Here is a 24,452-nt window from a genome sequence, read left to right on the forward strand (position 1 = left end):
CCCGTGGATGCGGGGCTGCCCACCTGCCAGGACGAGCCCTTATCGGGGCACAGCGCCGAGCGTTTGCAAGGCTTCAACGCAGGCGGCAGCCGCTTCCCTCCCCTTGTTGTGCTCGTCGGCGCGGCTCCGCACGATCGCCTGCTCATCGGTGTAGGTGGTCAATATCCCGAAAGTGATGGGCTTTCCCGTTTCGAGGCCCGCTTGCATCAGACCGTGAGCAACCGCTTCGCTGATATATTCGAAGTGGGCCGTATCTCCCTTGATAACGCAACCCAAACAGATCACGCCATCATAGCCGGTCTGAGCAAGCCGTTTGGCTATCAGCGGGATCTCGAAAGCACCGGGAGCCGAGTAGATATTCTCCGGGTTGACCGAAATCCCGTTCGCGCTCAGATAGGCCAGCGCCCCATCCCGCAGGCCTTCTGTGACCTCGGGGTTGAACTGGCTGACAACCAGGGCGAGGCGGGGCATTGCATCAGACATTTTGCTTCTCTTGTTCGGGATCAGTGAAGATGTGGCCCAGCTTTTCCCGTTTGGTGGCGAGATAGCGCCAGTTGTACGGATTGGCTGGTATTTCGAGCGGCATCCGCTGTGCGACCTCGATGCCGACCTTTTCTAGCGACAGCACCTTGTCCGGGTTGTTCGACAACAGGCGCAAGCGGTTGACACCGAGCGTGCGCAGGATGTGGCCGGCAACTGCGTATGTGCGAGCGTCTGCCGGGAGACCCAATGCCGTGTTGGCATCAACTGTGTCCTGGCCCTGGTCCTGAAGGGCATAAGCTCGGATCTTGTTCGCCAGACCGATGCCGCGACCTTCCTGCCCCCTCAGATATATCAAGGCCCCTCCGTCCCCGGTGGCGATCTGGCGCAATGCTTCTCGTAACTGCGGTCCACAATCGCATCGGAGTGACCCCAAGGCGTCGCCGGTGAGACATTCGGAGTGCACGCGCACCAGCGGAGTACCTGACAGTGGATTTCTGATCAGGGCCAGATGCTCGGTCCCATCAGCGCGGCTACGGAATGCCCGAACTTCCAGAGGGATTGGCGAGTGCTCGGTTGGCAGTTCAGACCGGGCAACTTCGTCGACCAATGTCTCACGGGCGAGGCGATGGGCGACAAGGTCCCGAATAGTGAGGATCTGCAAGCCGTGTTCCTGGGCAAAGATATCCAGATCGACCCGCCGGGCCATCTCCCCATCGTCGCGCATGATCTCGCAGATGACACCGGCCGGCCGCAGCCCTGCCAGCCGCATCAGGTCCACGGCGCCTTCGGTGTGGCCATTGCGGGACAGCACACCACCCTCGGCCGCCCGTAGTGGAAAAACGTGACCCGGCGAGGCGATGTCGGTCTTTGTAGCCTTTGGGTCGGCGGCGACCCGGATGGTCTGTGCTCGGTCATACGCTGAGATCCCGGTGGTGATCCCTTCGCGGGCCTCGATCGAGACGGTAAAGGCGGTCGAGCGCCGAGCCTCATTATGGGCGACCATGGGTGCCAGACCCAGCTGATCTACCTGTTCCCCGTCGAGCGCCAAGCATATCAGGCCACGCCCGTACCGGGCCATGAAGTTGATCGCCTCAGGAGTTACAAACTCGGCGGCAGCCACCAGATCGCCTTCATTCTCTCGATCCTCATCATCGACGAGGATCACCATGCCGCCGTTGCGCAATTCAGTCAGAGCTCGAGATATGGCAGACATAGGCGCTCCACATATTTGGCCATAATGTCGACCTCGACATTGAGGTCGTCGCCAATGGCGAGGGCGTGCAGATTGGTGTGGTTCCAGGTATGCGGGATGATGGTCACCATCACCGCGAGCCCCGCTTCGCGCGGCTCGACCCCATTGATCGTCAAGCTGATGCCGTTGAGGGTGATCGAACCTTTTTCCACGCAGTAGCGTGCCAGAGCTTCCGGAAGCAGGAACACATGCCGCCAAGCGCCATCGGTCTCTTGCCGTTCCGCCAACCGAGCGAGCCCATCAACATGCCCCTGCACCATGTGTCCGGAAAGCCGGGTGTTAAGGGTTACCGCCCGCTCCAGGTTGGCCTGATCGCCAACGGCTAAGCGACCAAGATTGGTCCGCGCCAGGCTTTCAGGGCTGACAAAAAACCGGGCCCAGCCGGTATCATCGAACTGGGTGACGGTTAAGCAGACCCCATCAACGGCTACACTTTCGCCGAGGGAAAGGTCTGTGATGCCGCTTTGTAGTTCGAGTTCAAGCGAACCGCCGCTGGTTGAGGCCCGCGTCACGCGCCCCATGCGTTCAATTATGCCCGAGAACATCGATTTCCTTTCGGTGTAGGTGAAACTGGGTGGCCGCGTTGCGGCGAATGGTGACCCTGTCAGTGCCGTCCGAATTTGCTGACTGCTCGATCAGCACGTGTTCGTCCCACTGGCCGGACGAGAGCAGGTGTTCGGTTAAGGTCGGCCCGGCTTCCACCAGCACTTCCATGCCCCCTGCCGAGGCGATCTTTTCCAACGCTTCGTGCACCCGATCAGCCCGGTAGACGGCCAAACCACGCTGCTCGACGGAATCCTGGTAGCCGGCAGAAACCCGCTGGCGACGATCAAGGACCACCAGCATACGGTGCTTGTTCGGATGGTCCGGGACCAGCCGCACGGTGAACAGCGGTGCGTCAGCCAGGATAGTGCCTGAGCCGGTAAGGATCGCGTCCGCCCTACGGCGCAGACGATGTGCCAGTTCAAGCGATGCCGGACTGGTGAAGGTCTTCTGGCCGTCAGGCGGAACCATACTGCCGCAAGACGACACGGCCTGTTTGATGGTGACGAAAGTAAGCCCAGTCAGACTCCTCTTCGCGAATGGCTCAAGGAGGCGTTCGGCACTGGCGAGCAGGAACTCTGCTCCGGGTAGCTTTAAGTCCGCCAAATAGTGCACCGAGCACCCGGCCGCACGCAGCCGCTCTGCTCCGCGACCCGCCACATCCGGATTGGGATCGCGGCAGGCTATCCATATCTGTTGGGCGTTGGTGGCCAGGATTGCATCAACGCAGGGTGGTGTACGTCCATGATGGTTGCACGGCTCGAGCGTCACGACGATCGTGCTGATGCTATCGGCTTTGCCGCGGGCGCGGGCGCTCGCGATGGCCTCGATTTCTGCGTGTGGCATTCCGGCCCGACGATGGGCCCCCACGGCCAATTCCTGCCCCGCCCTATCCAGCAGAACGCAGCCTACCGGAGGATTTGGAGCCGTTGCCCCCTCATGGGCTCGCGCCGCGTCCAGAGCGTGCGAAAAGGCCCGAAGAACGTGCTCAGGCCGAATATGTGGGATGGTTGTAGTTTGGTACATTCCCTTCTCCTCGTCAATTTCGAGGAGTTTCAGGGCAAATGACGACGCAACGCGCGAAATCCGGTTATCGGAAAGCGCGCGTGCACATCATTGGTTCTCTTCCATCCGGACTATACCGTCGGCCCCGGAATTGCACCGGATCTGCTGTCCCCATCCCCAAGAGGATAGGCGCTCGCGGGCTGATGTGCCGAAAGACACAATTACCGCCGGTGGGGAATTTCACCCCGCCCTGAGAACTCAATTAGTTGAATAAAGGCACACAGGCGTGGGTATCAAGTGGGCACAGAGGCGTAACCACCCACGCTGCCTTGCGGTAACGGCACAGTACCTGGCTGGCGAGTTGCTTGCGAGCGCGGGTACTAGTCATGCTGGTGCCTTCGGCTTGCGGCAAAATTGCTCCCGCCTGTGTGCTCCAAGCGCAAGGACCGTCTCGCAGCAGCGAGGCAGTCCTGTACGGCTTCAGTCGTCCTTGTCTTCGACCAAGGACTCCGGCGCCAGGTTGGTCAAGCGCCTCGGACTAGCGCTGGGCACGACGCCCACGTTGAGTTCAGTGCTGACTTGAGGCGCAATCTCGAGCGGGCGCAGCGTATCCTCGTCCACCAGCAGCAATCGGTGAGCGCCGTCTGCATCCCTGACACTGACGCTGAGCACGCCGTCACCCCATAGCTCAACTGCCGTAGCGTTGATCCCACGGGCGGACAGGTTAGCGATCATCGCTGCGGCCGAACGACCATTGATCTCGTCATTATCGGTCGACAGGCTTTGTGCGGCGAGGGCCGCAGGAGACACCAGCAGCAAAGCGGCAGCAGCGGTGGCCCTGATAATGGAAAACATCGAGAATTCCTTTCGTGTTGTTCGCACTTACCTAGGGAGGCTCAGGCCGAGGAATAAGCTGCGTTTAAGGGATTGATCGTCTCTCCCCGCAGACAATAAGGACTTGCCGGGAAGTGGGCCTGGCGGTCGCGCTGTTGAGCGAGACGGACCTGCTGACTACTTCAGTCTCTTCCAGGACGTGGGGCTCTAAGTGCGCGGTGCCTCGTGCCTTGGCAGCAAGGCCACGCCCATACTGGCGTTCGCGCGTAGCCTGTCGCAGATGGCGCCCAACACAGGCTCGCGACAAGGAAAGCGTCAGGGACTTGTGGAAGATTGCACCTGTTGCCCCGGCCACTCTGAGATAGTGGCAGAACACTTGAAAGGACGACCAGGCAGAACCTTGGCCGTCCATTCAGTCCCGGAACATGGACGCCAAGCAGGTGCTTGGCGCGCGTCTTACGCGTGAACAGGGCGCAGCACGTCGTCACAGCGTCAGTCAGCCAAGGTGCCATCTTCTTGTTCATCGAACAGCATGACATTGGCCCCGGTTGCGGTCAGTCGAACGACGTCGCCCTCTATATGGGCAACCAATCCTCCCGGGATGTAGAGGCTTGGGACGGCGTTATTGTCGACTACAACAGACTCCAGCTTGATTCTGGAGCCCGCAACGTCCGCAACCAGGCCCACCTTGACGCCGTCTGCGCCGACAACAGTCATTCCCTTGGCAATTGTTGAAAGGTCGCTCATTTCATCTCCTTTAGAATCTTACATGTTTCGGCTGACTTGCCGATCTCTAGGGGTCTACACAGTGGCTGCGGACAAGGCTCCGGGCTTCCGGAGCGGCCAACTGGGGCACGCGCAAGGCGCGTGTGACGACGAATGGTGGCCGCAGCTAGGTTCGACAATCCTGTGCCTGGAGTGCCTATGAACGCATCAGGATGTCCTGCCATTCCGGATGACGATTGATCTGCGCCTTGGCAAAGGGACAAAGTGGGATAATGGAAAACCCCTCGCGCCGAGCGTCCTCAACCGCTTGCTGCACCATACTCACTCCAATTCGGCGGCCTCTCAACTCATCGGGGACGAAGGTGTGATTGATGATGATCAATCTCTCCCCGGCGTGCCTATAGGTCATTTCGGCCTCGAAGCCGTCGACAGCCACGCTGTAGCGACCTTTGGATCCTTCGTCCTCGCGCACTACGTTCCCACCAGGGACAAGCGGCATATCCTGGGTCCGATCGGTTCGGCGCTCGTCGTCACTCATTGCAAAGTCTCCGTTTTTCTGGCTGGAAATGTTCGGTGTCTTGGCACTGCCCAGACCCGCCACTGCGGTGGGTTGCTGATTGCTACTCCGGCAATGGAATGTGCTCGTCGCGGTCGTTGATCGGCAGGTCGAACCGCCCTTCGCCCCACTTCTGCGCTCGCCAGTCCGCCTTGGCGGCTTCGATGCGTTCCTGGGACGAGGCGACAAAGTTCCACCAAATATAGCGGGGACCAGGTAGGGTGGCGCCGCCCAGGATCATCAGGCGAGCACCAGTTTCGCCGGCAGCGACGGTGATCCGGTCGCCCGGTCGGAAAACCATCATCTGGGACGCTTGAAACTCTTGACCGGCGATCGAGATCGAGCCCTGGACGATATAAATTCCGCGATCTTCATGCTCGTCGGGCATCGGCATCCGGCTTCCCGGCTCAAGGAGCACATCGGCATAAAAGGTCTCCGAGAGCATTTTGGCCGGCGCTAGCTCGCCATACGCACGACCAAGGATCAGCCGGACCGAGACACCGCTGTCCTCGATGTGGGGAAGCGCCTCCTTGCCGTGGTGCTCGAATGTGGGTGCCATTTCTTCATAACGGTCAGGCAGGGCGAGCCAGGTTTGTATCCCAAAGAGGCTGTTTGGCCCGCTCCGTGCTGCCGCACTGGTTCGCTCCGAGTGGGAAACCCCACGTCCGGCAACCATCCAGTTCAACTCACCAGGATGAATTATCTGGTCGGCGCCCGTGCTATCGCGGTGATGAAAATCGCCGCGATACAGGTAAGTGACGGTGCCGAGGCCCACATGCGGGTGCGGGCGAACATCGATGCCCTGACCCGTAAGCAATTCGGCCGGTCCTGCTTGGTCAAAAAAGATGAATGGACCAACCATCTGCCGCTTGGGCGCTGGCAAGGCACGTCGCACCTCAAAACCTCCGATGTCGCGGGAGCGCGGGATGATAAGGGTTTCGATTGCGTCGACAGAGACCCGATCGGGGCAGCCCGGTTCGAGTGCTGGGTTCCAGCTCATATTAGTAATACTCTCCTTCGAGCCTGTCACAGGCGAGGTGATATGGGGGGATTCCTATTGCGCAGTCGTGGGCGTCACTAGACCTGCGATCGGTTCAGCTGTGTCGCGAAAATCGGCACGTGCCATCGCGGACACTGTCCGGGCTTGGACCTATTCTCCGGTAACGAAATCCGACGCACCTGGCCGCAGCGCCTCCTCTCCAAGGAGCGGCAGATCAAGCCGTAGTTGCACCCGGGTTCCAACCTCTAACTCGTGCTGCTCGAGACTTGCCGGAAGGTTTGCCGCGATGGACTGGATGAGTTGCCTCCCCGTTCCGGCGCCTGACGCCACCGGACTGTTGCCAAAGCCGAACCCGTCATCTTCGACGCTCACCAAGAGTGACGCAGGATGCTCGAGTGTGACGCTTATTCTGACATCGCCAACTGCATCAGGGGGGTAAGCGTACTTCAGTGAATTGCACACCAGCTCGCTGATAATCATGGCGAGCTGGATGACTTGAACCTTGGGCAAAGCAATCGCCACACAAGATAATCGTACAGCGTCCCGTGAAGATGGCTCCGTCCAAGCATCACGAAGCGCCTCGACCAGCCTTTCCAGAAACTCGTCTAGCATAAGGCTTTCATTCGACCCGCTATGCGCAAGGAGCCGATGCAGCGTCCCGACGGCAGTCAAGCGCTGATATGCATCGACAAGCGCGGCTCGGGCCAACTCGTCGCTCACCGAGCGAACTTGCCTCTGGAGCGTCGCCACCAAAAGCTGCAGCGAATTGGCAATTCGGTGGTTGGCGTCGGCGTAGCTTAGAACCAATTGAGCGAACACGGCTTCCGCCCCATCGTGTAGTCGCGCTTGTTCGTAACTTGTCATTTGGGTTTCCCGGAAAAAGGCCTCACGGGCCTCAGAAAGCCGCCGGCGGCTCCGCGGTCCTCATCTTCTCGACCGCGGAGTTGTAGGGGTGGCCTCAATCAGCCCGGCGCAAGGGAGGCAGCCGTCCCAAGCCGTTTGTCCGGCGGTGTCCGGACTCTCACTTGGCCGTATAAACCAAGATCGCTCCGGGATTTTCAGGTGTCTCGGACACCCCTCCCTGAGGATCCACAACACCGCCGCTCAAGTCGGTGGCGAGATAGATCGTGCCGCCGTCATCGGAGATCTCGAGATCCCGCAAACGGTTTGCACCCAGATAGTAGCGCGTGAACCCGTCCTCCTCGGCGGCTGGGTTGATGCTGTAGATGGAGCCGTGCTTCAGCGTTGTGCTCATCAACCGCCCGCTGAGCTCCGGCACTCTATCCTGCTCATAGAGGGTGATGGAGGACGGCCCAACACTTGGGCGGCAAAGATAAGCAAAGTCCTCGCATCCCGGCAGCGGCTCGCTCACGGTGAACATCGTGGCGATGGGCATCACGTAGTTTTCTGGCGCCTGCCACTCGGATTCCGCCTGCTGCGGCACAACGTCAGGCGCTCCCTGTGAGGGGCCGATCGGATCAAGGCCGCCGCAGGGCTCAGATGCTTGTCCCCATTGGGCATAAAGGTAGAAGTTGTCATCCTGCTGCCCAGCGATGTGGGGCCAGCCATAGTTGCCGCCCGCCTTGATGATGTTGATCTCATCGTCCGAATCCGGACCGTGCTCGTTGGCGTAGAGCGTCCCATCTGCTGCAAAAGAGAGACCCTGCGGATTGCGGTGGCCGTAGCTGTACACATGGCTGCGCACATCATCGATCTCAGGGTTATCCTCCGGAATGCTGCCGTCGAGATTCATGCGGAGCACCTTGCCCTGATAGGCGTAGTGATCTTCCGCCGCGAGCTGGGCTGCTGTGGGCAGGGTCTGGGACTCGATAGGCCGGCACCAATTGATCAGCTGATTGTGGCCCTGATCGCCGACCGTCAGATAGATCATTCCATCAGGACCGACCTGCATCCGCCCTGAGTTGTGGTCGTTGCTGGACGGAATTCCGGTCAAGATGTCCGTTGGGTTGGAAAGCGTGCCGGTTGTCGCGTCGTAATCGAAACGGACCACCTTGTTGAACAGCCGATGAAACGGAGCTTTCTCGTCCAACTGCGTCGGGTCGGTGCGTTCAGCATCCTGGTAGGTGTGGTACACAAATACCTGGTCGGTCCCGTTGCCGAACTCGGGGTGGAATGCAAACCCCATCACTCCGGTCTGGCCCTGGATAACCTCAGCCACCTCGAACACTTCGGGCACGTTGAACGCGTAGGCTGTTTTGGTCGTGCCGTCCTCCAAGTTAATCCGGGTGATCTTCCCGGCTGTCCGTTCGGTCACCCAAAGCCAGCCGTCTGCCCCGAGCCTTATTTCGAAGGGGTTGCCCAAGCCCTCGGCAAGCACCGCCTTGGCAAAGGGGAACTCGGCGACCGTGACATCCTCGGGGGATTGCTGTGCGGCAGCAGGCCCAAGTGCCACGACCGCCAAAGCAGTCGAAAGATAGAGCGATTTCCAGAGTTTCATTTGAATGCCTTCTTGAGGGGACGAAGTTAATTGTCGCCACATAAAGCTATCGGCTGCCGGAGCCGGAAGCGTCGCTGCCCTTGCCGCAAACGCGCCAATCTTGCGGCTCCAGTGTCAGGAAAATTCCATCGAGCGAACTGGATCGCGAACCGCTCGGCGGTAGTCGGTCGGGCTCATGTGGCGATGCTTGACGAACACTCGATCAAGTACCTGGTTGGACGAGTACCCAACCTCCAGCGCGATCTCGGTGACCGGAAGGTCCGTCATCTCGAGGAGTTCGCAAGCCCTCTCCATCCTCAGTCGCGTTAGGTAGACCCGTGGCGGAACACCCAGGCTCTGCTTGAACATGCGGGCGAAATGAAACGATGAGAGCCGGACCTCGGCTGCGAGTTCGTCGAGGCTGATGTCTTCCGAGAGCCGTGCCCGCACCAGCTCCAGCGAACGTCGTTGCGCCCATGGAGTGAGGCCACCCCTTATGGGCGCGAACGGTTCCCCGCCTAACCGGTAAAGCTGCGCCAGGATCTCGCAGCCCGCGGCTTGCGCCAGCAAACGCGACGGCGCGCCCTCTTCATCACACAACGCCCAAAGTTGCTGGAGCGCTGATCGGATGTCGGCGACTCGAACGATCCGTGGTGGAGATCTAGATTTTCGAAGGAGAACTGGCCGTGGGCTGCTTCCTCGAGCACCCCCTGCCATCACGTTATGGGAAACGACAAGCTACGGAGGCGATGGCTGGTCTCGACTATGACCTTATTGGCAAAGTTTGGCGCAGCGAGGAAGAAACTACCCTTTACGCTTGTCACATCGAAAGCTCCGCCGCCAAGGTCGCCGCTAACTCGATTCCCGCCGGTCAGGTCCTGATAAAGGACGAGATCCGGCACGGCGGTGTCAGACATATCTCCCGGCGGCTGAGCAGCTTCAAGCATACTGAGGAGTCCGCCTGCGCCTCGCCCCCCTCGGCCAACTTTGGAGAAGTTCTCAAGGAGGGTGCGCGGCGGGGCTGCCCGGCTTGTGCGAGCCAAGCAGCCTGTGCAAATTCACTCATCGTCGCTTTCAATCAGCGACTGAGGCGTGCCGTGCGTGAGCCGCTGCGGCCGCGGAATGGGTGGGACGCCCGCATTGAGCTCGGTTCCGACCACCTGCGTTTCCGTGAGAGGACGCAGACTATCCTCGTCTACCAGCAGCAAGCTGTGACCGCTTGTATTCCTAACCTCAACGCGTAGTACCCCGTCCCCCCACTGCTCCACTGCCGTCGCCTTGATACCGCGCGCGGATAGGGTGGCGATGATCGACGCGACAGGGCGACCATTGATCTCATTGTCATCTGCCAGGCTCTGTGCCGACAGTGCAGGAGAAGTGAGCAGCAAAGCCAGAGCAGTGCTGGCGGTTATCTTGAGCGACATCGAATTTCCTTTGTGTTTGGTGTGGCCCTCATCCGGGGCGGCGTTCCGCAGGCGCTTCTGCTCCACACGAGAGCACGACCTGCTTCCAGGTGCCGTTTCTAAGCGCTAGCGGAATCTGCCGCGTCGTAAGAACTGCTGTTTAAGTGCCGATCTTGCGGGTCATCATGGTCGCGCCACCGATCGGGCACCGGCAGCTGACCGCTAGCGCCATGCTTGCGATATCGCAGGGCACAGCTCCGTTCCGCCGGCAAGAGGGCCGCCAGCGCCGGCCGACCGAAATCCTGTGGCGATGCCGGGCGAATACTACATCAGCCTAGGCTTCAACCAGGCGACAAGGCAGGGCGCTGGCGACTGGTGGGCCTGACTAACGCCTGCGAGTCCGCAAGATCGGCACTTAAGCAGCACATTCTGCGCCGCACGACCCGGTCGTGACACTAACATCCTCATCCTAAGCTGCGCCGCTCTCGTATCGAGCGGAACTTGTGCACAGGGACCACGCGGGTCGCTGGCATATATCAACCAAGCCAAGAGGAAGGATTACCTGCAATGGCAACCATAACAGCGGGCGACGGTACCACTATCTTCTACAAGGATTGGGGACCGGAAGATGCCCAGCCCGTGATGTTTCACCACGGCTGGCCGCTTAGCGCCGATGACTGGGACAGTCAGATGCTGTTCTTTCTGTCTCATGGCTATCGGGTGATAGCTCATGACCGTCGTGGTCATGGCCGATCCGATCAGACCGATGCTGGCAACGACATGGATACCTACGCCTCCGACGTGGCGTTGATCGCCCAAACTCTGGATCTGCGCCACGCTATCCACATCGGGCATTCGACAGGTGGAGGCGAGGTCGCGCGTTATGCCGCCCGCGCGGAGCCCGGCCGCATCGGCGGCGCTGTCCTGATCGGCGCTGTGCCGCCTGTCATGGTCCAGTCGAGCACCAATCCAGGTGGTATTCCCATGAAGGTGTTCGACGAGTTCCGCGCGGCCCTTTCCAGGAACCGCGCCCAGTTCTACCTGGATGTACCGAGTGGACCTTTTTACGGTTTTAACCGCGACGGCGTCGAGGTCAATCAAGGGCTCATCGACAATTGGTGGCGCCAAGCCATGAGCGGTGGCGCCAAGGCGCATTTCGACTGTATCGCCGCGTTTTCCGAGACGGATTTCACCGAGGATCTGAAGGCCATCTCCGTCCCGGTCCTGTTTCTGCACGGTGAGGATGATCAGATCGTTCCGTTCGAAAACTCGACTAAGAAAGCAATAAAGTTGGTCCGCAACACTACCTTGAAAACATACCCCGGCCTGTCTCACGGCCTGTTTGCCACCCATCCTGAGCTAGTCAACGCCGATCTGCTCGCGTTTATTCGCGACCTCTAAGTACATAACCAACGACCTCATGGTTCTGTGCCGCCACGGGCGGACCGCCCTCCAGCTTGATCACCCACGAAGCAGGTGGGGAAGTGGCCAAACTGCTGTGCGTCGTGCGGCGCAGCCTTCATCGGTCTTCGTGAGGATATGAGGCTTAGAGCCCCCATTCCGGAGCTGAAGAGTTATCGCCCATCCATACCCGCCATGACGTACCGCCGTCACCTCGGACGATCAGCAGATCGGTCTGGATAGATCCCAGCTTAACCGCAGCAACCTCCTACTTCACGACAATGCCGTAATGTCGGCTTTCAGGCCGCGGTACGAAGAGCGTGAACGGCAGCAACGGGGTCGTGATCGGTCGGTCAGGAAGGCGCCCCATTCCGGCCGTTCACCCTGCCGTAGGCAAGCGCTGAAAGCTGCCAGTCGGCTTTTTTGCCCGAAGTCACCTCTGCCGACGTCCTTGCGGCCACTATAGAGTTCCCGGACCTTCTAACGCCGTGGGCAGCGTAGGGTCGGTGGCGGGGCTTTGACGAACGGATTGGTCACCAGGCGACGCTCGTCAAGCCAAAGCCCAAAAGCGAAGTGCCACAACTAGCGGTTCGACTGTATTCCGCTGCCGCTTTAGAACAGGTCTACGGTGGGCCGCTCACCCAGTCGGTTGTCTTCGAGCATTGGCCTTAGAAAAAAGTCCGGTAAACCTGCGTGCTGATGCCTTCCATGCGGGCCTTGATCTGCAAAGCGAGAAACTTGGAGAAGAAGCGGGAAAGCGCCAGGTTCCCGCCCTGAAACCAGAGGCCTTCCTGCGCTGTGGGCTTATACATGTTGCGCAGTTCGCCGTGCCATGGGCCGGGGTCATTCCGGGTGCCAGAGCCAAGACCCCAGCAGGGGCCGATAGCATCGGCGGTGGTGCGATCCACTATTTTGGCGACAACCTCGTGCATGGATTGAAAGCCCGTTGACTGGATGATGACGTCCGCCGGCACTTCTGTGCCGTCGGCGAAGCGCATGCCCTTTGGGGTGAGCGTCTCGATGGGAATGCCCGACTTGATCTTGATCTCGCCGTCGATGATCAACTGCGAGGCGCCTACATCGACATAATAGCCTGAACCGGTGCGATAAGCTTTCATCATCAGTCCGGTTTCGTCTTCGCCGAAGTCGAGCAGGAAGCCGGTAGCGGCGAGCTTTTGATAGAAATCTGCGTCGCGAACCTTCATCTGGCCGGCCAGTGCCCTTTGGATCGGCGGCTGCAGCCCGAACGGGGTAGCTGCAGCAATCATGTCGGCCTTGTCCACGTCGATGCCAGCCTCGGTCGCCTCCTGGGAATAGATGCTGAAGGCAAGATCCAGCTGGGTCTGGGCCCGGACCACGGTAGTAGGCGAGCGCTGCACCATGGTCACTTTGGCGCCTGCTTCCCAGAGGTCGACTGCGACGTCATGGCCCGAACTGGCAGCTCCGATGACGATGCAGTGTTTGCCCGCGTAGGCTGCGCCATCGCTGTACTGGCTGGAATGAAGGATCTCGCCCTCGAACTGGTGGGCGCCTGGCAAATGAATGAACTTGGGCGGGCCGTATGCCCCGGTAGCGAACACCAACTGCGCGGGATAGAGGGTGAACGGCTTGCCATCACGGAGCAACTGCACGCTCCAACGTTTGGGGTGGGCGTCGAACACCGCGCTGACGCATTCAGTGCTGCCCCAGTAGGTCAGTTCCATGACCTTAACGTACATCTCAAGCCAGTCACCCATCTTGTCCTTGGGGGTGAACACCGGCCAGTGCTCTGGAAACGGGATGTAGGGCAGATGGTCGTACCAGACGGGGTCGTGCAGCACGAGCGAGCGATAACGGTTGCGCCAGGAATCGCCCGCCTTGGCGTTCTTCTCGACGATTACTGTGGGCACACCCAATTGCTTCAAACGAGCGCCTAGCATGATACCACCCTGCCCGCCACCAATGATCAGGCAATAAGGCTGTTCGCTATTGCCAAGCGCGGCTTCTTCGCGCGCCCGTTGTTCCGACCAGGTTTCGCGGTTGCGATCGGCGCCGTGCTTCACGCCCTTGGGGCGGGAGGCGCCTGAAGGTTCGGCGTGACCATGCAGTGATTGCAGGGTGGTCAGAATGCTGCGGCAGAGCCCCCCTTCCAGCCGCACAATGCCCTCGCCCGTGCCAGCATTGGTCTCGAAGGTGAACCAGGCTTCTATGGTGCCGGCGCGTGAGCCGGAGACTTGTCCCAACAGCCATTTGGATGGCGCAGTATGCTCCAGGCTCGCCGTAAGCATGGCGGCGATGTCCTGCTTGCCCTCGGTCGTCTTGATGTTCCAGGTGAAGGCCACCATGTCGCGCCAGTAGCAGTCCGTGGCAAACAGCGCCAAAGCCCCGGGTACGTCATGGCGCTCAAGGGCCTGCGAAAAACTGGTGAGCCACAGCGTGGCATCTACTGCCAGGGCGGTGTCGTGCATGGTCGTCCCCCAATTGACCGGCAAATAGCCCGGCCGAAATGCTGCTCTGTCCCGCCTCAGTCTCCAAGTGGCTCGAGCTCTGTTCCCTGGCGATGCGACAGGACGTTGTATTTTACCCGGCGCAACGTCTCGAGCGCCGAGGCGCCGAGCCGGTACCCGGTAGCGACTGAAACAAGATCGATGATGGCGAGGAAGGCAAACCGCGAGGCGGTGGGCTTCATCGTGTCGGGGAATTCCGGGATGGCGACAGTGAGGCGAACATCGCTGAGCTGCGACAGCTCGGTATTGGGGGCCGTTATGCAAACCGTCTTGGCCCGATACTGGTGAGCCAGAGCTACGGCATCGACCACCTCGCGCGATCGTCCCGTAGCTGAAATGGCGATCACCACATCGTTTGGCTTGAGCGTAGAGGCGACCATGCGCATGACGTAAGGATCGGAGTGGGCTGCTACCATAACGCCATACCGGAACAGGCGGTTTTGAGTCTCAAGCGCCAGCGATGAAGAACTGCCGCCCAGTCCGAAGACCGCCACCTGATGCGCATTGGCGAGCAGCTCTGCGGCCCGCATGACTTCGGCCGGATCAACCTGACGTTCCACGGCATTGAGCGCATTGCGCGCTTCGCCGAACACCGTGTTCCAAAGTGGCGAGCCATCCTCGGTTGAAGCGGGGAGATGCATACCCGTCAGGTACATCCTCCCGACGACGACACTCTGTGCCAGCTTGAGCTTGAAGTCGCGTACTCCTTCGCACCCGATAGCCCGGCAAAAGCGGGTCACGGTCGGCTCGCTGACATTGGCCTTGCTTGCTATGTCCGAATTGGAGGCGTCGACGCAGAATGCAACATCGGCGAGAACGACATCGGCAACCCGGCGCTCTGCCGGGCGCAACTCAGGGTAGTTGTCCCTGATCTGGGAAATGATGTCCGGGATGCGCGCTTGGGTGTTGCCCTGAACTGTGTCCGTTCTGTTGCGCTTGCTCATGGTTTTGCTTTCTGGAGCCCACGCAATTGTGGATTTTCACCATGTTCGATCCGGAACGATTGTGCCGCGACGAGCCTCACCAAAGATGCTCACCGCGCCGCAAGAATTGGATCATGTAGGAAACTTTCAGAACTAACAAGTGGCCCAACGCCTTTAAAATAGGCAAAGATTTACACTGCTGAAAGTTTGTTTTTGCTCCCTTGACGATCTGCGTTGGATAGTTACAGACTGCATGCTGGCGGCGCGAAACTAGTATTCATCAACACACTGTCCGGGCAGCGAGGCAATGGTCGATCAGAAGTCAGGCGGCGTAAAACTGAGAGTGCGGCAGGCTACAAAAGTCTATCCAACCGCCTCTGGCGACCTTCTGGCGCTCGATCGCTGTGACCTAGAGGTGCAGGCGGGTGAGATAGTCTCTGTTGTCGGTCCGTCCGGCAGCGGTAAAACCACGTTATTGTGGTCCATGTCCGGCCTGCACCAATTGACCTCAGGTCAGGTCGAGCTTGATGGAAAGCCTATCATCAAGCCAAGCCGGGACATCGGCATGGTATTTCAAGACGCGAACTTGCTGGCCTGGCGCAGTGTTGAAGCCAATATCAATTTTCCATTCGAGATCATGGGGCAATCACCCGACAAGGAATGGATTTCCAAGCTGATGCATCGGGTGGGACTCGAGGGGTTCGAGCAACGCATGCCACGCGAGCTTTCGGGCGGCATGCAGCAGCGCGTGGCGCTTGTGCGGGCGCTGTCGTTCAAACCTTCCGTGCTGCTGATGGACGAGCCGTTTGGCGCGCTCGATACCTTCACGCGCGAGGAAATGAACCACCTCGTCGAGGAGATCTACCTCGATACGCGAACCACCATTGTGCTCATCACCCACTCCATAGAGGAAGCGATCTTCCTGTCTGATCGGGTGATCGTAATGAGTGCGCGACCAGGCCGTATCGCAAGTGACAACCTCGTGCCTTTCGCAAGGCCCCGTTCCATGGAGATCATGGCAACCAAAGAGGTGTTTGACCTCACCAACATCATCAAGCGGGAAATCATGGGCGACCAGAAGAGCCTGGCCGGCAGACCCCGCTTTGTTGCAGCCACGGCAGCTGGTTAGGAATTCGACATGGACAATACGGACGCCATTCCTGAATTCACCAAATCTGAGGCGGGTGGCGGCGTGGGTGTGGCCAACATGTCCGCCCTGGCTGCCGGGCCCGGCATACAGTCAGCCCGTGACGTGGCCATCATCGTCATCGTTGCGCTCATCGTCATTGGCGGGTTGGAACTGTTGCTAAACCTGTTTGCCGTGCCGCAATACGTCATGCCCAAGCCGAGCGAGATCGGCATGGCCCTGGTCACCGATTTCTGGTTCATCCTCCCCCATCTCGGTCATACGCTGGTTGAGCTGTTTTCGGGATTTTCCATCGGCGCGTTGATCGGCCTGGTCCTGGCGGCGGTGATTACCCAGTTTCCTTTCGCGGAAAAGATCATCACCCCTTATATCCTGCTGCTGGTGACCACGCCCATGCTGGCGCTGGTGCCGCTGCTGATCCTGCGCTTCGGCTTCGGTTACACGCCCCGCATTATTGCAGTGGCGCTGGCGGCCGGACCCATGGTGATGATCAACGCGGCAACCGGCTTTCGCCGCGTCGACCGAGGCAAGATCGCGCTGGCCCGTTCCTATGGCGCCTCGACTTTGCAGATCTTCTGGAAAATCCGCGCTCCCATGGCACTGCCGATGATCTTCGTTGGCCTGATGGTTGGCTCGATCTTTGGCCTGCTCACTGCTGTAGGCGCCGAGATGGTTGGCGGCGGCTTCGGATTGGGCAACCGCCTGACCTCCTATTCTTCGATGATCCAGATGCCGCAGTTTTTTGCGGTGGTCTTGATCCTCTCCATTCTCGGCATCCTCATCTACGTGCTCTTTTTCCTCCTCGGGAAGAAATGGGCGAGCTGGGAAGCGTGATGCAAGACTGCCCGGTGGGGAAGTGGCGGAAACTGCGAAGCGACGTGAACACATGACAAGCAAGGGGATGACTGCAATGACTGACAAGATGCTCTCGGGCGCCCTAAGCCGCCGAACCTTCCTGCAAGTTTCGGCCGCCGGCATAGTGGGTGCCACCACGTTGGGCGGAATTGGGGCGGCGCGGGCCGAACCGTACCGCAATTTCACCTGGATTTCTCCACGTGGCTCGCTGGAGGTGCTCGACGACTACGGGCTCTGGGTCGGCAAGAAGATGGGCTATTTCGGCGACCTGGTCCATGACACCCAGCCTGGCCCCTCCGATGGCACCGCCGTAGTCAAGTTCGTTGATGTCGGCCAGGCCGATATGGGCTACCCATCGCCTGGGGTGTTCTCATTCGCGCTGGAAAACGGCATGAAGCTGAAGTCCGTGTTCCACATGGGCGCACTCGACACGTTCGGTCTGGCGTTCCGTAAGGGTGAAGGCACCAACGATCTCAAGACCCTTGAAGGCAAGACGATCCTGCTCGGCTCGGCCGCTTGGCAGTCCATCGTCGATCCGATGCTCGCCGTCCAAGGCGTCGACGTTTCCAAGGTCAAGTACGTTGAAGCCGGCTGGCCCACCTGGTCAACCGCGCTGCAGGCTGGCCAAGGCGATGCTGCCCTGGGTTGGGAAGGTTTGCGCGCCGAGTGGATCGCCAACGGCCTCGATTTTGAGTACTGGCTTGGCGTGAAGAATTCGCCACTGTTTGCTAACACCTTCGTGGTGCGCGCTGCCGACCTCGAAGATGCGGACAAGAAGGACTATCTGACCAAGTACCTGCGCGGTTGGGCAATGGGCATGGAGTTCGCCTTCCACAATCCCCGCGCCGCAGTGGAGATGGTGTTCGAGCAATTCCCGACCCTGGCTGCAAACCTCGGGCCGGAGATTGGCACGGTATCGATCCTGCAGCAGCTTGCGGTCAATCGCGGCGATATGGCGGCGCGAGCCGGCTGGGGTGATCACGACATGGCCAAGTGGCAGACCTTCCTAGACAGCATCTACACGCTTGGGCAGGTCAGCACGCAGTTCAAGGCGGAAGATATCGCGACGAACGAACTGGTCACCGCCGCCAATGACTTCGACAAGGATAAGGTCAAGGCAGACGCCGAGGCCTACGTGCTGAGCGAAGCCTTCGAGGCCCTCGACATCGAAAACATCAAGACCCACCTCTACGATCAGGCCGTAGCCTGATCGAGCAAAAGCCGGGCGGCGCTACGGGCCCCGTCCGGCCCACCTAATCGCAACTGTAGCAGCGGACTGCCGGCCTCAAGAGTGGCCGGGGCCGGGGGAGGCGCAATGCCAGAAACAGTAAAAGTTCTCGTGGTCGGTCTGGGCAATATGGGCGCCTCGCACGCAAGTGCGTACCATCGCAATCCAAGCTTCGAAATTGTTGGACTGATGAGCCGGTCCATCAAGAACAAGACCATTCCTGACGAGCTGGCAGGCTATCCTCTGTTCGAGGATTATGACGAGGCCCTTGCGACAACCAGGCCCGATGCAGTCTCGATCAATTCGTGGCCCAACAGCCATGCCGAATATGCCATCAAGGCCATCAATGCTGGCGCACATGTGTTCATGGAGAAGCCGCTGGCAACCAACATCGCCGATGCCGAAGCCGTCGTTAAGCTGGCGTGTGAGAAGAACAGGAAGCTGGTCTTAGGCTATATTCTGCGGGTGCATCCGAGCTGGATGAAGTTCATCGAACTGGGCCAGACGCTGGGAAAGCCGCTGGTAATGCGGCTCAACCTCAACCAGCAGAGCGGCGGCCCCACTTACGATTGGCACAAGAACCTGATCGATTCCCTGATCCCCATCGTCGATTGCGGCGTGCACTATGTCGACGTGATGTGCCAGCTGACCGGTGCCAAGCCCGTGCGGGTGCACGGCATCGGTGCCAAGCTGTGGGAGGAAGCCGATAAGCCAAATTACGGCCACCTCCACGTAATCTTCGATGACGGATCCGTAGGCTGGTACGAAGCGGGATGGGGTCCAATGATGAGCGAAGTCGCCTATTTCGTGAAGGACGTGGTTGGCCCCCGCGGCGCGGTGTCCATTGTGCCGAACCCCAAGACGCACAAGGAAGGCGTTTCGGATTCGTCCGACATCGACCAGCATACCAAGACCGACGCAATCCGGTACCACCATGCCGAGGTCTCCCCCCTGGACAAAAGCTTCCTGCATAAGGATGAGATATTCACGATGGCGGACGAGCCGAGCCATCAAGATTTGTGCGACCGCGAACAGGCCTTCTTTCTTCAGTCCATTGTCGAGGATCTAGACCTGACCGCGCAGATGGATGCGGCCGTCAACAGCCTGCGCGTTGTGCTCGCGGCGGAGCAGAGCATCAAAGAGGAGCGCGTGGTCAATCTAGTTTGACGCGCCCAACCCTCCACTCACATCAGAGATCATCGTGCTAGTACTTGCGGCCAGCTTCGGCCAGAGTTCGGTGGCGTCCGGCAGGTGAACTTATCCGGTACAAACACACAGTCCAGTTCTGGTGAAGGATTGCTCAACTTGATCGCAAGCGACCAAAATGGCGTCTTAAATAGCAGGGCCTCAGTGCGCCCCATTGCCTTCATCCAGCGCGTTCCAGAGATGTCCTAGAAGCAAACGTACACTGCTAAGGTCTAGGCGCTGTGTATGTGAGCGAAGCGGATGCGCTAGAACGCTTATTCAAGAGGTCAAGCATAGCGGGCCGATGCAGACTTGGTTCTCCGCAGCAGACAACACTGGTCCTCGTTACCAACCGCGCTGCTTGATGTGCGTAGCTGGGAGCTCTCACTGAAATTAGAATCAAGGAACCTCAGCTTATTTTTCCTTGCCTGGAGTCGGGTTTCGATCTGAACGGACCAGCTCGACCAAGACACTGGCCGCGATCGGGAGCACGTCGTCATCGAAGGCATATTCGGGATGATGCAGCGCAACCCCGCCGTTGTGGCCGATGAACAGATAGGCGCCCGGAACAACATGCAGCATGTCGGAAAAGTCCTCGCTACCCAGGCTTGGCCGCATGGTTTGGATGATCCGGTCGGCGCTGACAACCGAAGCGGCGCATGCCTTGGCCCGCTCCGTCATGTGAGCATCGTTGAATGTGACGCCAAAGAAGGGACGGCTTTCAACCTTTGCCTTAAGGCCATGAGCCGCGGCAACGCCATTTGATGTTCGGTGCAAGACCTGCCGAAGGATCTCGGCGACCTCCGGGTTGAAGTACCGCAAGGTTCCGGCTAGGGCGGCGGTTTCCGGAAGCACGTTGTAAGCGGATCCGGCTTGAATCCGGGTAACAGAAAGAACCGCTGCCTCGATCGGATCGACGCTACGACTAACCGCGGTTTGCAGCGCCAAAACAAGCTCGCTGACTGCTGGAACAACGTCGAGTCCCAAATGGGGTTGAGCAGCATGGGCACCGCGCCCCATGAGCGTGATATCAAAAAAATCTGCGCCAGCCATTACCGGACCAGGCATCACGGCAAGGCTGCCCAGCTTAAGGTCCGGCCAGTTGTGCCATCCGTAGATTTCATCACAGGGAAAGCGATCAAAGAGCCCGTCGGCCAACATGGCGCGCGCTCCGCCCAAGGCCTCTTCAGCGGGCTGGAAAATGAAGACAACGGTTCCAGCAAAGTCGACATTGCTGGCGAGGCAATGCGCAGCCATCAGCAGCGACGTCGTATGGCCATCGTGCCCGCAGCCGTGGAACACCCCATTCACCTTCGAGGCCCAGGGTACGTTGAGGCGTGACTGCATCGGCAGCGCGTCCATGTCCGCCCTAAGTCCAATGGTCGGCCCTTCCCCCCGTCCGCGCAGGACACCTACGACCCCAGTACCACCAACACCCGTGCTGCACTCAATGCCCCAATCGCGCAGCTTTTCTGCGACGATGCCGGCGGTCCGGTGTTCTCCAAAACCAATTTCAGGGTGGGCGTGAAGGTCCCGGCGCAGCGCCACGAAATCGGCGGCGTGGCGCTGGATAAAGGGGTGGATGTTCACTTGGGTCTCGCCATGATGCCGCAAGGGCTTGGTTGATGGGGTTCTGAACAGACTACCGGTCAGCAGACGGTGACGTTAGCTGCAAGGCCGGCAAGGCTGGTTTCTTTGTAGCGCTCGCTCATGTCGTGACCAGTTTGCCGCATGGTTTCGATACAAGCATCGAGCGAGACGACGTGAAGTCCATCTCCTTTGAGGGCCAGCGATGCAGCCGTGACGGCCTTAACCGCTCCAAACGCATTGCGCTCGATGCATGGGATCTGCACGAGGCCGGCCACCGGGTCGCAGGTCATCCCCAGATGATGCTCGAGCGCGATTTCCGCGGCATTTTCCACTTGTCGGACGCTGCCGCCCATAATCGCGCAGATGCCGGCTGCTGCCATCGCCGAGGCTGATCCTACCTCGCCCTGGCATCCTACCTCCGCACCAGAAATAGAAGCATTGTGCTTGATGATGCCCCCAATCGCCGCCGCAGTCAGCAGGAAATCATGCACCTGCCTGCGCCCTCCGCCTGGGGTGAACTTGACGAAATATTGCAGCACCGCCGGCACTACGCCGGCGGCTCCATTGGTCGGGGCTGTCACAACCCGACCGCCGGCGGCATTTTCCTCATTCACCGCCATGGCGAAAAGGCTCAACCAGTCATTGGCCAGCATCAGGCCGGGCTGGTTCTGACGCGACGATGCTTCGAGCTGCTCGTGGATTATTTTGGCGCGGCGATTGACCTTGAGGCCACCTGGCAAGATCCCGTCCTGCCTTAGGCCCCGCTCGATGCAACTCGACATCGCAGACCAGATGGCGTCCATGCCGAGATCGAGTTCGTTACGACTGCGCACCGTTTCTTCATTGGCGCGCTTCATCTGGGCGATTGTCAGCCCGGATGCTTCTGCCATGGCCAGCATTTGGCTGGCCGTCTCGAAGGCATAGGGTATATCGCCCCGAACTGCTTCTAGCAGTGGGCCAGACGCCAATTCGTCCGCACCGACCACAAAGCCGCCGCCGATCGAAAAATAGGACTGGCGATAGATCACCTGCCCTGCCTCGTCCCGTGCGATAAATTGCATGCCATTAGGATGGCCGGGCAGTGGATTGCGCTTGTCGAGAACAAGATCGACGGTCGGACGGAAACGATAGGGCGGATGATCCGGCGGATGGACCTGCCCTTCGGCTTCGACACGCGCGACGATCGCATCAACCTGATCTGGATCGACAGAAGCGGGCAGGCATCCGCTCAAACCCAGAATGATCGAACGGACGGTGCCGTGCCCGACGCCAGTAAAGGCCAGCGAGCCGTGCAGTGACGCAGTGAGGGCCACCGGTTTGGAGCGAGCGGGCCTGGGCCGATCCAGCCTTGCCAGTTCATCAAGGAACCGGCCGGCAGCCGTCATCGGACCCATCGTATGCGAGCTCGAGGGGCCGATGCCGATCTTGAAGATGTCGAAGATCGAAAGAAACATGAATGGGGCTCGCCCTTTGCGGCCACGTCGCCCAGGCAGATGCCGCGGGAACGGCGGTCCCGCGGCTAGTCCTTTACGGAGCCACCATCTTCAGATTGGTGTCCAGGAACTCGGATGTAAAGGCATCGGCCGGATCGAAGGGAGTCTGGATGTCGAAATAGGCTTCGACAAGTTCATAGGTCTGGGCAACGCGATCGGCGTCTAGGTGGCCGAGCGCTTGGGTGGTGGTGAACTCGTCGGCCATCAATTCCTTGACCCGGCTCCAATGCTTGTTCATTTCGCCACGTTCAAGGCCACTGGCGCTTTCCGTCAGGGCATCGATGCAGGGATCGATGTTCGCCACGCACTCCGAATAGGCACGCTGCGTAACCCTAACGAACGCCGCGACGGTGTCCCGATTGTTTTCAAGAAAATCAGCGTTGACGATAAAGGAATTTCCATAAGGATTGAGGCCCAGTTCGCTCCAGCGAACGAAGCCTAGGTCATCGCCAAAGGTTTCAACTTTAAGATCGTGTCCGTTATAAAAATCGGAGATGATGTCGACCTGGTCGGCGGCCAAGGTTGCCACCTTGGCCTGTGGTGTCACGTTGACAAAACTCACCGAGTCTACGGCCAACCCTGCCGCTTCTGCAAAGGCGGGCCACATCACCCGCGCCGCGTCGGCCGGCGGATTGCCGATAGTGTGACCGGCGAAATCGGCCACGGTCTCGATGCCCGAAGACTTCTTCCAGTAAAAAGCAAAAGGCGCCTGGGCGTAAAGGCTCATTACGGCGACCACATCGGCACCCATGCTGCGGGCCACGAAGGCCGTGCCCAGTTCGGCAATGCCGATCGCATGCTTGCCTACACCAACTGACTGCGCCGACATCGCCGAGCCGCTGCCTGCATCGATCGTGAGGTTGATACCCGCTTCCTCGTACCAGCCCTGCTGCTTGGCATAATAGATCGGCGCGTGGTCGGCGCCAGGCGTCCAATTCAACACAATACCGACCGCCTCCTGCGACTGCACTGTGGTGGAAGTCAGCACAATTGCCGCAACTCCGGCCAATAATCCGATAGATTTCCTCATGACGTCCCTCTTCCCTTTAAGGCCTAGGTCAACGACCAGGCACAACCATCTCCAATGGTCCTGCGGGCGTACACGGGTGTCGACCGTGGGTACGATCTGCATTAAACAAACGCTAGACCTGGGCCGGTCCTGCGTCAATAACCTGATCAACTGTTTGGTTGCCTCTATGTCGAAGCTCACTGATGCGCCCGAAACCGGCGAGCCGCCGTCTCCGGCCAAGCCGAAGCGTCGGGTTGCCAAAAAATCGGATCTCTCAAGTCGCGAACTGCTGCTGCGCGCTGCCAGCAAGGAATTCGCCACAAAGGGCTTGGAGGGTGCTCGCGTCGACCAGATTGCTAAGAAAGCGGGGGTCAATAAGCAGCTCGTTTACCACCACTTCTCCAGCAAGGAAGCCTTGTACCAGGCGGTGGTGGAGCAGGCGTACGCCCGCATCCGCGCCGAGGAAGCCAAGCTGCATCTTGACGCGGGCGATGCCAAGGAAGCAATGACGCGGCTTGTCGTATTTTCCTTTGACTATCTCGCGGCCAACCGCGATTTCGTTTCGCTGCTGACCGACGTTAACTTTCATCAAGGGCGCCACTTCAAAGCGTCGGAAAACCTGCCGCAGCTGCATACGCTGCTTGTTGGCATGATCAAGGAAACACTTGATCGAGGCGCTGCCGCAGGCCAATTTCGGGCTGATGCAGACCCGGTGCAGCTTTATATCTCGATCGCCGGCCTGGGCTTCTTCTATTTCAACAACATCCATACGCTGTCCTCGATCTTTGACCGCAAATTCAACGACAAGACGCACATTGCTGAGCGTCGTGCGCATGTCGTTGACTTTGTCTTGCAGGCACTCCGGCCCGATTGACAGCATCAGATCGCCCGCATAG

Annotated in this window: 24 protein-coding genes and 1 riboswitch; of the genes, 6 read left to right on the forward strand and 18 right to left on the reverse strand. The window is 59.6% G+C overall.

Translation table 11 applies throughout. From position 1 onward, the window contains the following. Positions 1 to 39 precede the first annotated feature (39 nt). The 13 genes from ribH to HRQ64_RS17530 form a co-directional block, all read right to left on the reverse strand. The gene (ribH, locus tag HRQ64_RS17475) at positions 40 to 471 is read right to left on the reverse strand and encodes a 6,7-dimethyl-8-ribityllumazine synthase (RefSeq protein WP_210258701.1); all 432 of its coding nucleotides are present in this window, start codon (positions 469 to 471) and stop codon (positions 40 to 42) included. Between the two features lie 4 nt (positions 472 to 475). Further along, positions 476 to 1,696: a 3,4-dihydroxy-2-butanone-4-phosphate synthase gene (gene ribB / locus HRQ64_RS17480; protein WP_172125186.1), complete on the reverse strand. Its 1,221-nt coding sequence runs from the start codon at positions 1,694 to 1,696 to the stop codon at positions 476 to 478. Further along, positions 1,672 to 2,280: a riboflavin synthase gene (locus tag HRQ64_RS17485; RefSeq protein ID WP_172125188.1), complete on the reverse strand. Its 609-nt coding sequence runs from the start codon at positions 2,278 to 2,280 to the stop codon at positions 1,672 to 1,674. Before HRQ64_RS17485 ends, ribB begins: the two co-directional genes overlap by 25 nt. After that, entirely contained in the window at positions 2,261 to 3,304 is a 1,044-nt protein-coding gene (gene ribD / locus HRQ64_RS17490; protein ID WP_172125190.1) for a bifunctional diaminohydroxyphosphoribosylaminopyrimidine deaminase/5-amino-6-(5-phosphoribosylamino)uracil reductase RibD, read from the reverse strand. The genes HRQ64_RS17485 and ribD overlap by 20 nt, the downstream gene beginning before the upstream one ends. An 89-nt stretch (positions 3,305 to 3,393) precedes the next feature. Beyond that, positions 3,394 to 3,545: riboswitch (FMN riboswitch) on the reverse strand. 218 nt (positions 3,546 to 3,763) lie between these two features. Next, on the reverse strand, positions 3,764 to 4,138 hold the full coding sequence (locus HRQ64_RS17495; protein ID WP_172125192.1) for a PepSY domain-containing protein: 375 nt from the start codon (positions 4,136 to 4,138) through the stop codon (positions 3,764 to 3,766). A 471-nt stretch (positions 4,139 to 4,609) separates the two neighbouring features. Further along, complete coding sequence (locus tag HRQ64_RS17500) at positions 4,610 to 4,864, reverse strand: DUF2171 domain-containing protein (RefSeq protein WP_172125195.1); 255 nt, start codon at positions 4,862 to 4,864, stop codon at positions 4,610 to 4,612. 175 nt (positions 4,865 to 5,039) lie between these two features. Further along, complete coding sequence (locus tag HRQ64_RS17505; protein ID WP_172125197.1) at positions 5,040 to 5,381, reverse strand: GNAT family N-acetyltransferase; 342 nt, start codon at positions 5,379 to 5,381, stop codon at positions 5,040 to 5,042. An 82-nt stretch (positions 5,382 to 5,463) separates the two neighbouring features. Further along, the gene (locus HRQ64_RS17510) at positions 5,464 to 6,399 is read right to left on the reverse strand and encodes a pirin family protein (RefSeq protein ID WP_172125199.1); all 936 of its coding nucleotides are present in this window, start codon (positions 6,397 to 6,399) and stop codon (positions 5,464 to 5,466) included. 150 nt (positions 6,400 to 6,549) lie between these two features. Next, positions 6,550 to 7,263, reverse strand: a complete 714-nt coding sequence (locus tag HRQ64_RS17515; protein WP_172125201.1) for a sensor histidine kinase — start codon at positions 7,261 to 7,263, stop codon at positions 6,550 to 6,552. A gap of 157 nt (positions 7,264 to 7,420) precedes the next feature. Continuing rightward, on the reverse strand, positions 7,421 to 8,857 hold the full coding sequence (locus HRQ64_RS17520) for a glucose/sorbosone family PQQ-dependent dehydrogenase (protein WP_172125203.1): 1,437 nt from the start codon (positions 8,855 to 8,857) through the stop codon (positions 7,421 to 7,423). Positions 8,858 to 8,971: 114 nt separating this feature from the next. Beyond that, entirely contained in the window at positions 8,972 to 9,436 is a 465-nt protein-coding gene (locus HRQ64_RS20270) for an AraC family transcriptional regulator (protein WP_248308268.1), read from the reverse strand. A 116-nt stretch (positions 9,437 to 9,552) separates the two neighbouring features. Beyond that, positions 9,553 to 9,783 carry a hypothetical protein gene (locus HRQ64_RS20275; protein WP_248308269.1) on the reverse strand — a complete coding sequence of 77 codons (231 nt, stop codon included), beginning with the start codon at positions 9,781 to 9,783 and terminating at the stop codon, positions 9,553 to 9,555. Between the two features lie 111 nt (positions 9,784 to 9,894). Next, positions 9,895 to 10,260 (reverse strand): hypothetical protein, encoded by a 366-nt coding sequence (locus HRQ64_RS17530; RefSeq protein WP_172125205.1) that lies wholly within the window; start codon positions 10,258 to 10,260, stop codon positions 9,895 to 9,897. Between the two features lie 546 nt (positions 10,261 to 10,806). Here HRQ64_RS17530 and HRQ64_RS17535 point away from each other — a divergent pair. After that, positions 10,807 to 11,640 carry an alpha/beta hydrolase gene (locus HRQ64_RS17535; protein ID WP_172125207.1) on the forward strand — a complete coding sequence of 278 codons (834 nt, stop codon included), beginning with the start codon at positions 10,807 to 10,809 and terminating at the stop codon, positions 11,638 to 11,640. Positions 11,641 to 12,308: 668 nt separating this feature from the next. Here HRQ64_RS17535 and HRQ64_RS17540 read toward each other — a convergent pair. Then, positions 12,309 to 14,087, reverse strand: a complete 1,779-nt coding sequence (locus HRQ64_RS17540) for an NAD(P)/FAD-dependent oxidoreductase (protein ID WP_172125209.1) — start codon at positions 14,085 to 14,087, stop codon at positions 12,309 to 12,311. Between the two features lie 56 nt (positions 14,088 to 14,143). After that, complete coding sequence (locus tag HRQ64_RS17545; protein WP_172125211.1) at positions 14,144 to 15,070, reverse strand: MurR/RpiR family transcriptional regulator; 927 nt, start codon at positions 15,068 to 15,070, stop codon at positions 14,144 to 14,146. A 286-nt stretch (positions 15,071 to 15,356) separates the two neighbouring features. On the opposite strand from HRQ64_RS17545, the gene HRQ64_RS17550 reads away from it, so the two are divergent. The 4 genes from HRQ64_RS17550 (at position 15,357) to HRQ64_RS17565 (ending at position 19,446) form a co-directional block, all read left to right on the forward strand. After that, positions 15,357 to 16,178, forward strand: a complete 822-nt coding sequence (locus tag HRQ64_RS17550; protein WP_172125213.1) for an ABC transporter ATP-binding protein — start codon at positions 15,357 to 15,359, stop codon at positions 16,176 to 16,178. A gap of 9 nt (positions 16,179 to 16,187) precedes the next feature. After that, a complete protein-coding gene (locus HRQ64_RS17555; protein ID WP_172125215.1) occupies positions 16,188 to 17,030 on the forward strand; it encodes an ABC transporter permease in 843 nt (280 codons plus the stop codon). Between the two features lie 76 nt (positions 17,031 to 17,106). Then, complete coding sequence (locus tag HRQ64_RS17560) at positions 17,107 to 18,261, forward strand: ABC transporter substrate-binding protein (protein WP_172125217.1); 1,155 nt, start codon at positions 17,107 to 17,109, stop codon at positions 18,259 to 18,261. Positions 18,262 to 18,366: 105 nt separating this feature from the next. Beyond that, a complete protein-coding gene (locus HRQ64_RS17565; protein WP_172125219.1) occupies positions 18,367 to 19,446 on the forward strand; it encodes a Gfo/Idh/MocA family oxidoreductase in 1,080 nt (359 codons plus the stop codon). Positions 19,447 to 19,878: 432 nt separating this feature from the next. Here HRQ64_RS17565 and HRQ64_RS17570 read toward each other — a convergent pair whose 3' ends face one another. From HRQ64_RS17570 to HRQ64_RS17580, 3 genes are all read right to left on the reverse strand, one after another. Further along, entirely contained in the window at positions 19,879 to 21,054 is a 1,176-nt protein-coding gene (locus tag HRQ64_RS17570) for a M20 aminoacylase family protein (protein WP_172125221.1), read from the reverse strand. 59 nt (positions 21,055 to 21,113) lie between these two features. After that, the gene (locus HRQ64_RS17575) at positions 21,114 to 22,508 is read right to left on the reverse strand and encodes an L-serine ammonia-lyase (protein ID WP_172125223.1); all 1,395 of its coding nucleotides are present in this window, start codon (positions 22,506 to 22,508) and stop codon (positions 21,114 to 21,116) included. A 73-nt stretch (positions 22,509 to 22,581) separates the two neighbouring features. Further along, positions 22,582 to 23,577: an ABC transporter substrate-binding protein gene (locus HRQ64_RS17580; protein WP_172125225.1), complete on the reverse strand. Its 996-nt coding sequence runs from the start codon at positions 23,575 to 23,577 to the stop codon at positions 22,582 to 22,584. A gap of 166 nt (positions 23,578 to 23,743) precedes the next feature. Here HRQ64_RS17580 and HRQ64_RS17585 point away from each other — a divergent pair, with 166 nt between their 5' ends. Further along, positions 23,744 to 24,430: a TetR/AcrR family transcriptional regulator gene (locus HRQ64_RS17585; protein ID WP_172125227.1), complete on the forward strand. Its 687-nt coding sequence runs from the start codon at positions 23,744 to 23,746 to the stop codon at positions 24,428 to 24,430. The last annotated feature ends 22 nt before the right edge of the window (positions 24,431 to 24,452 follow it).

Origin of the sequence: Devosia sp. 919, assembly GCF_013185965.1 — a bacterium.
GTDB lineage: Bacteria > Pseudomonadota > Alphaproteobacteria > Rhizobiales > Devosiaceae > Devosia.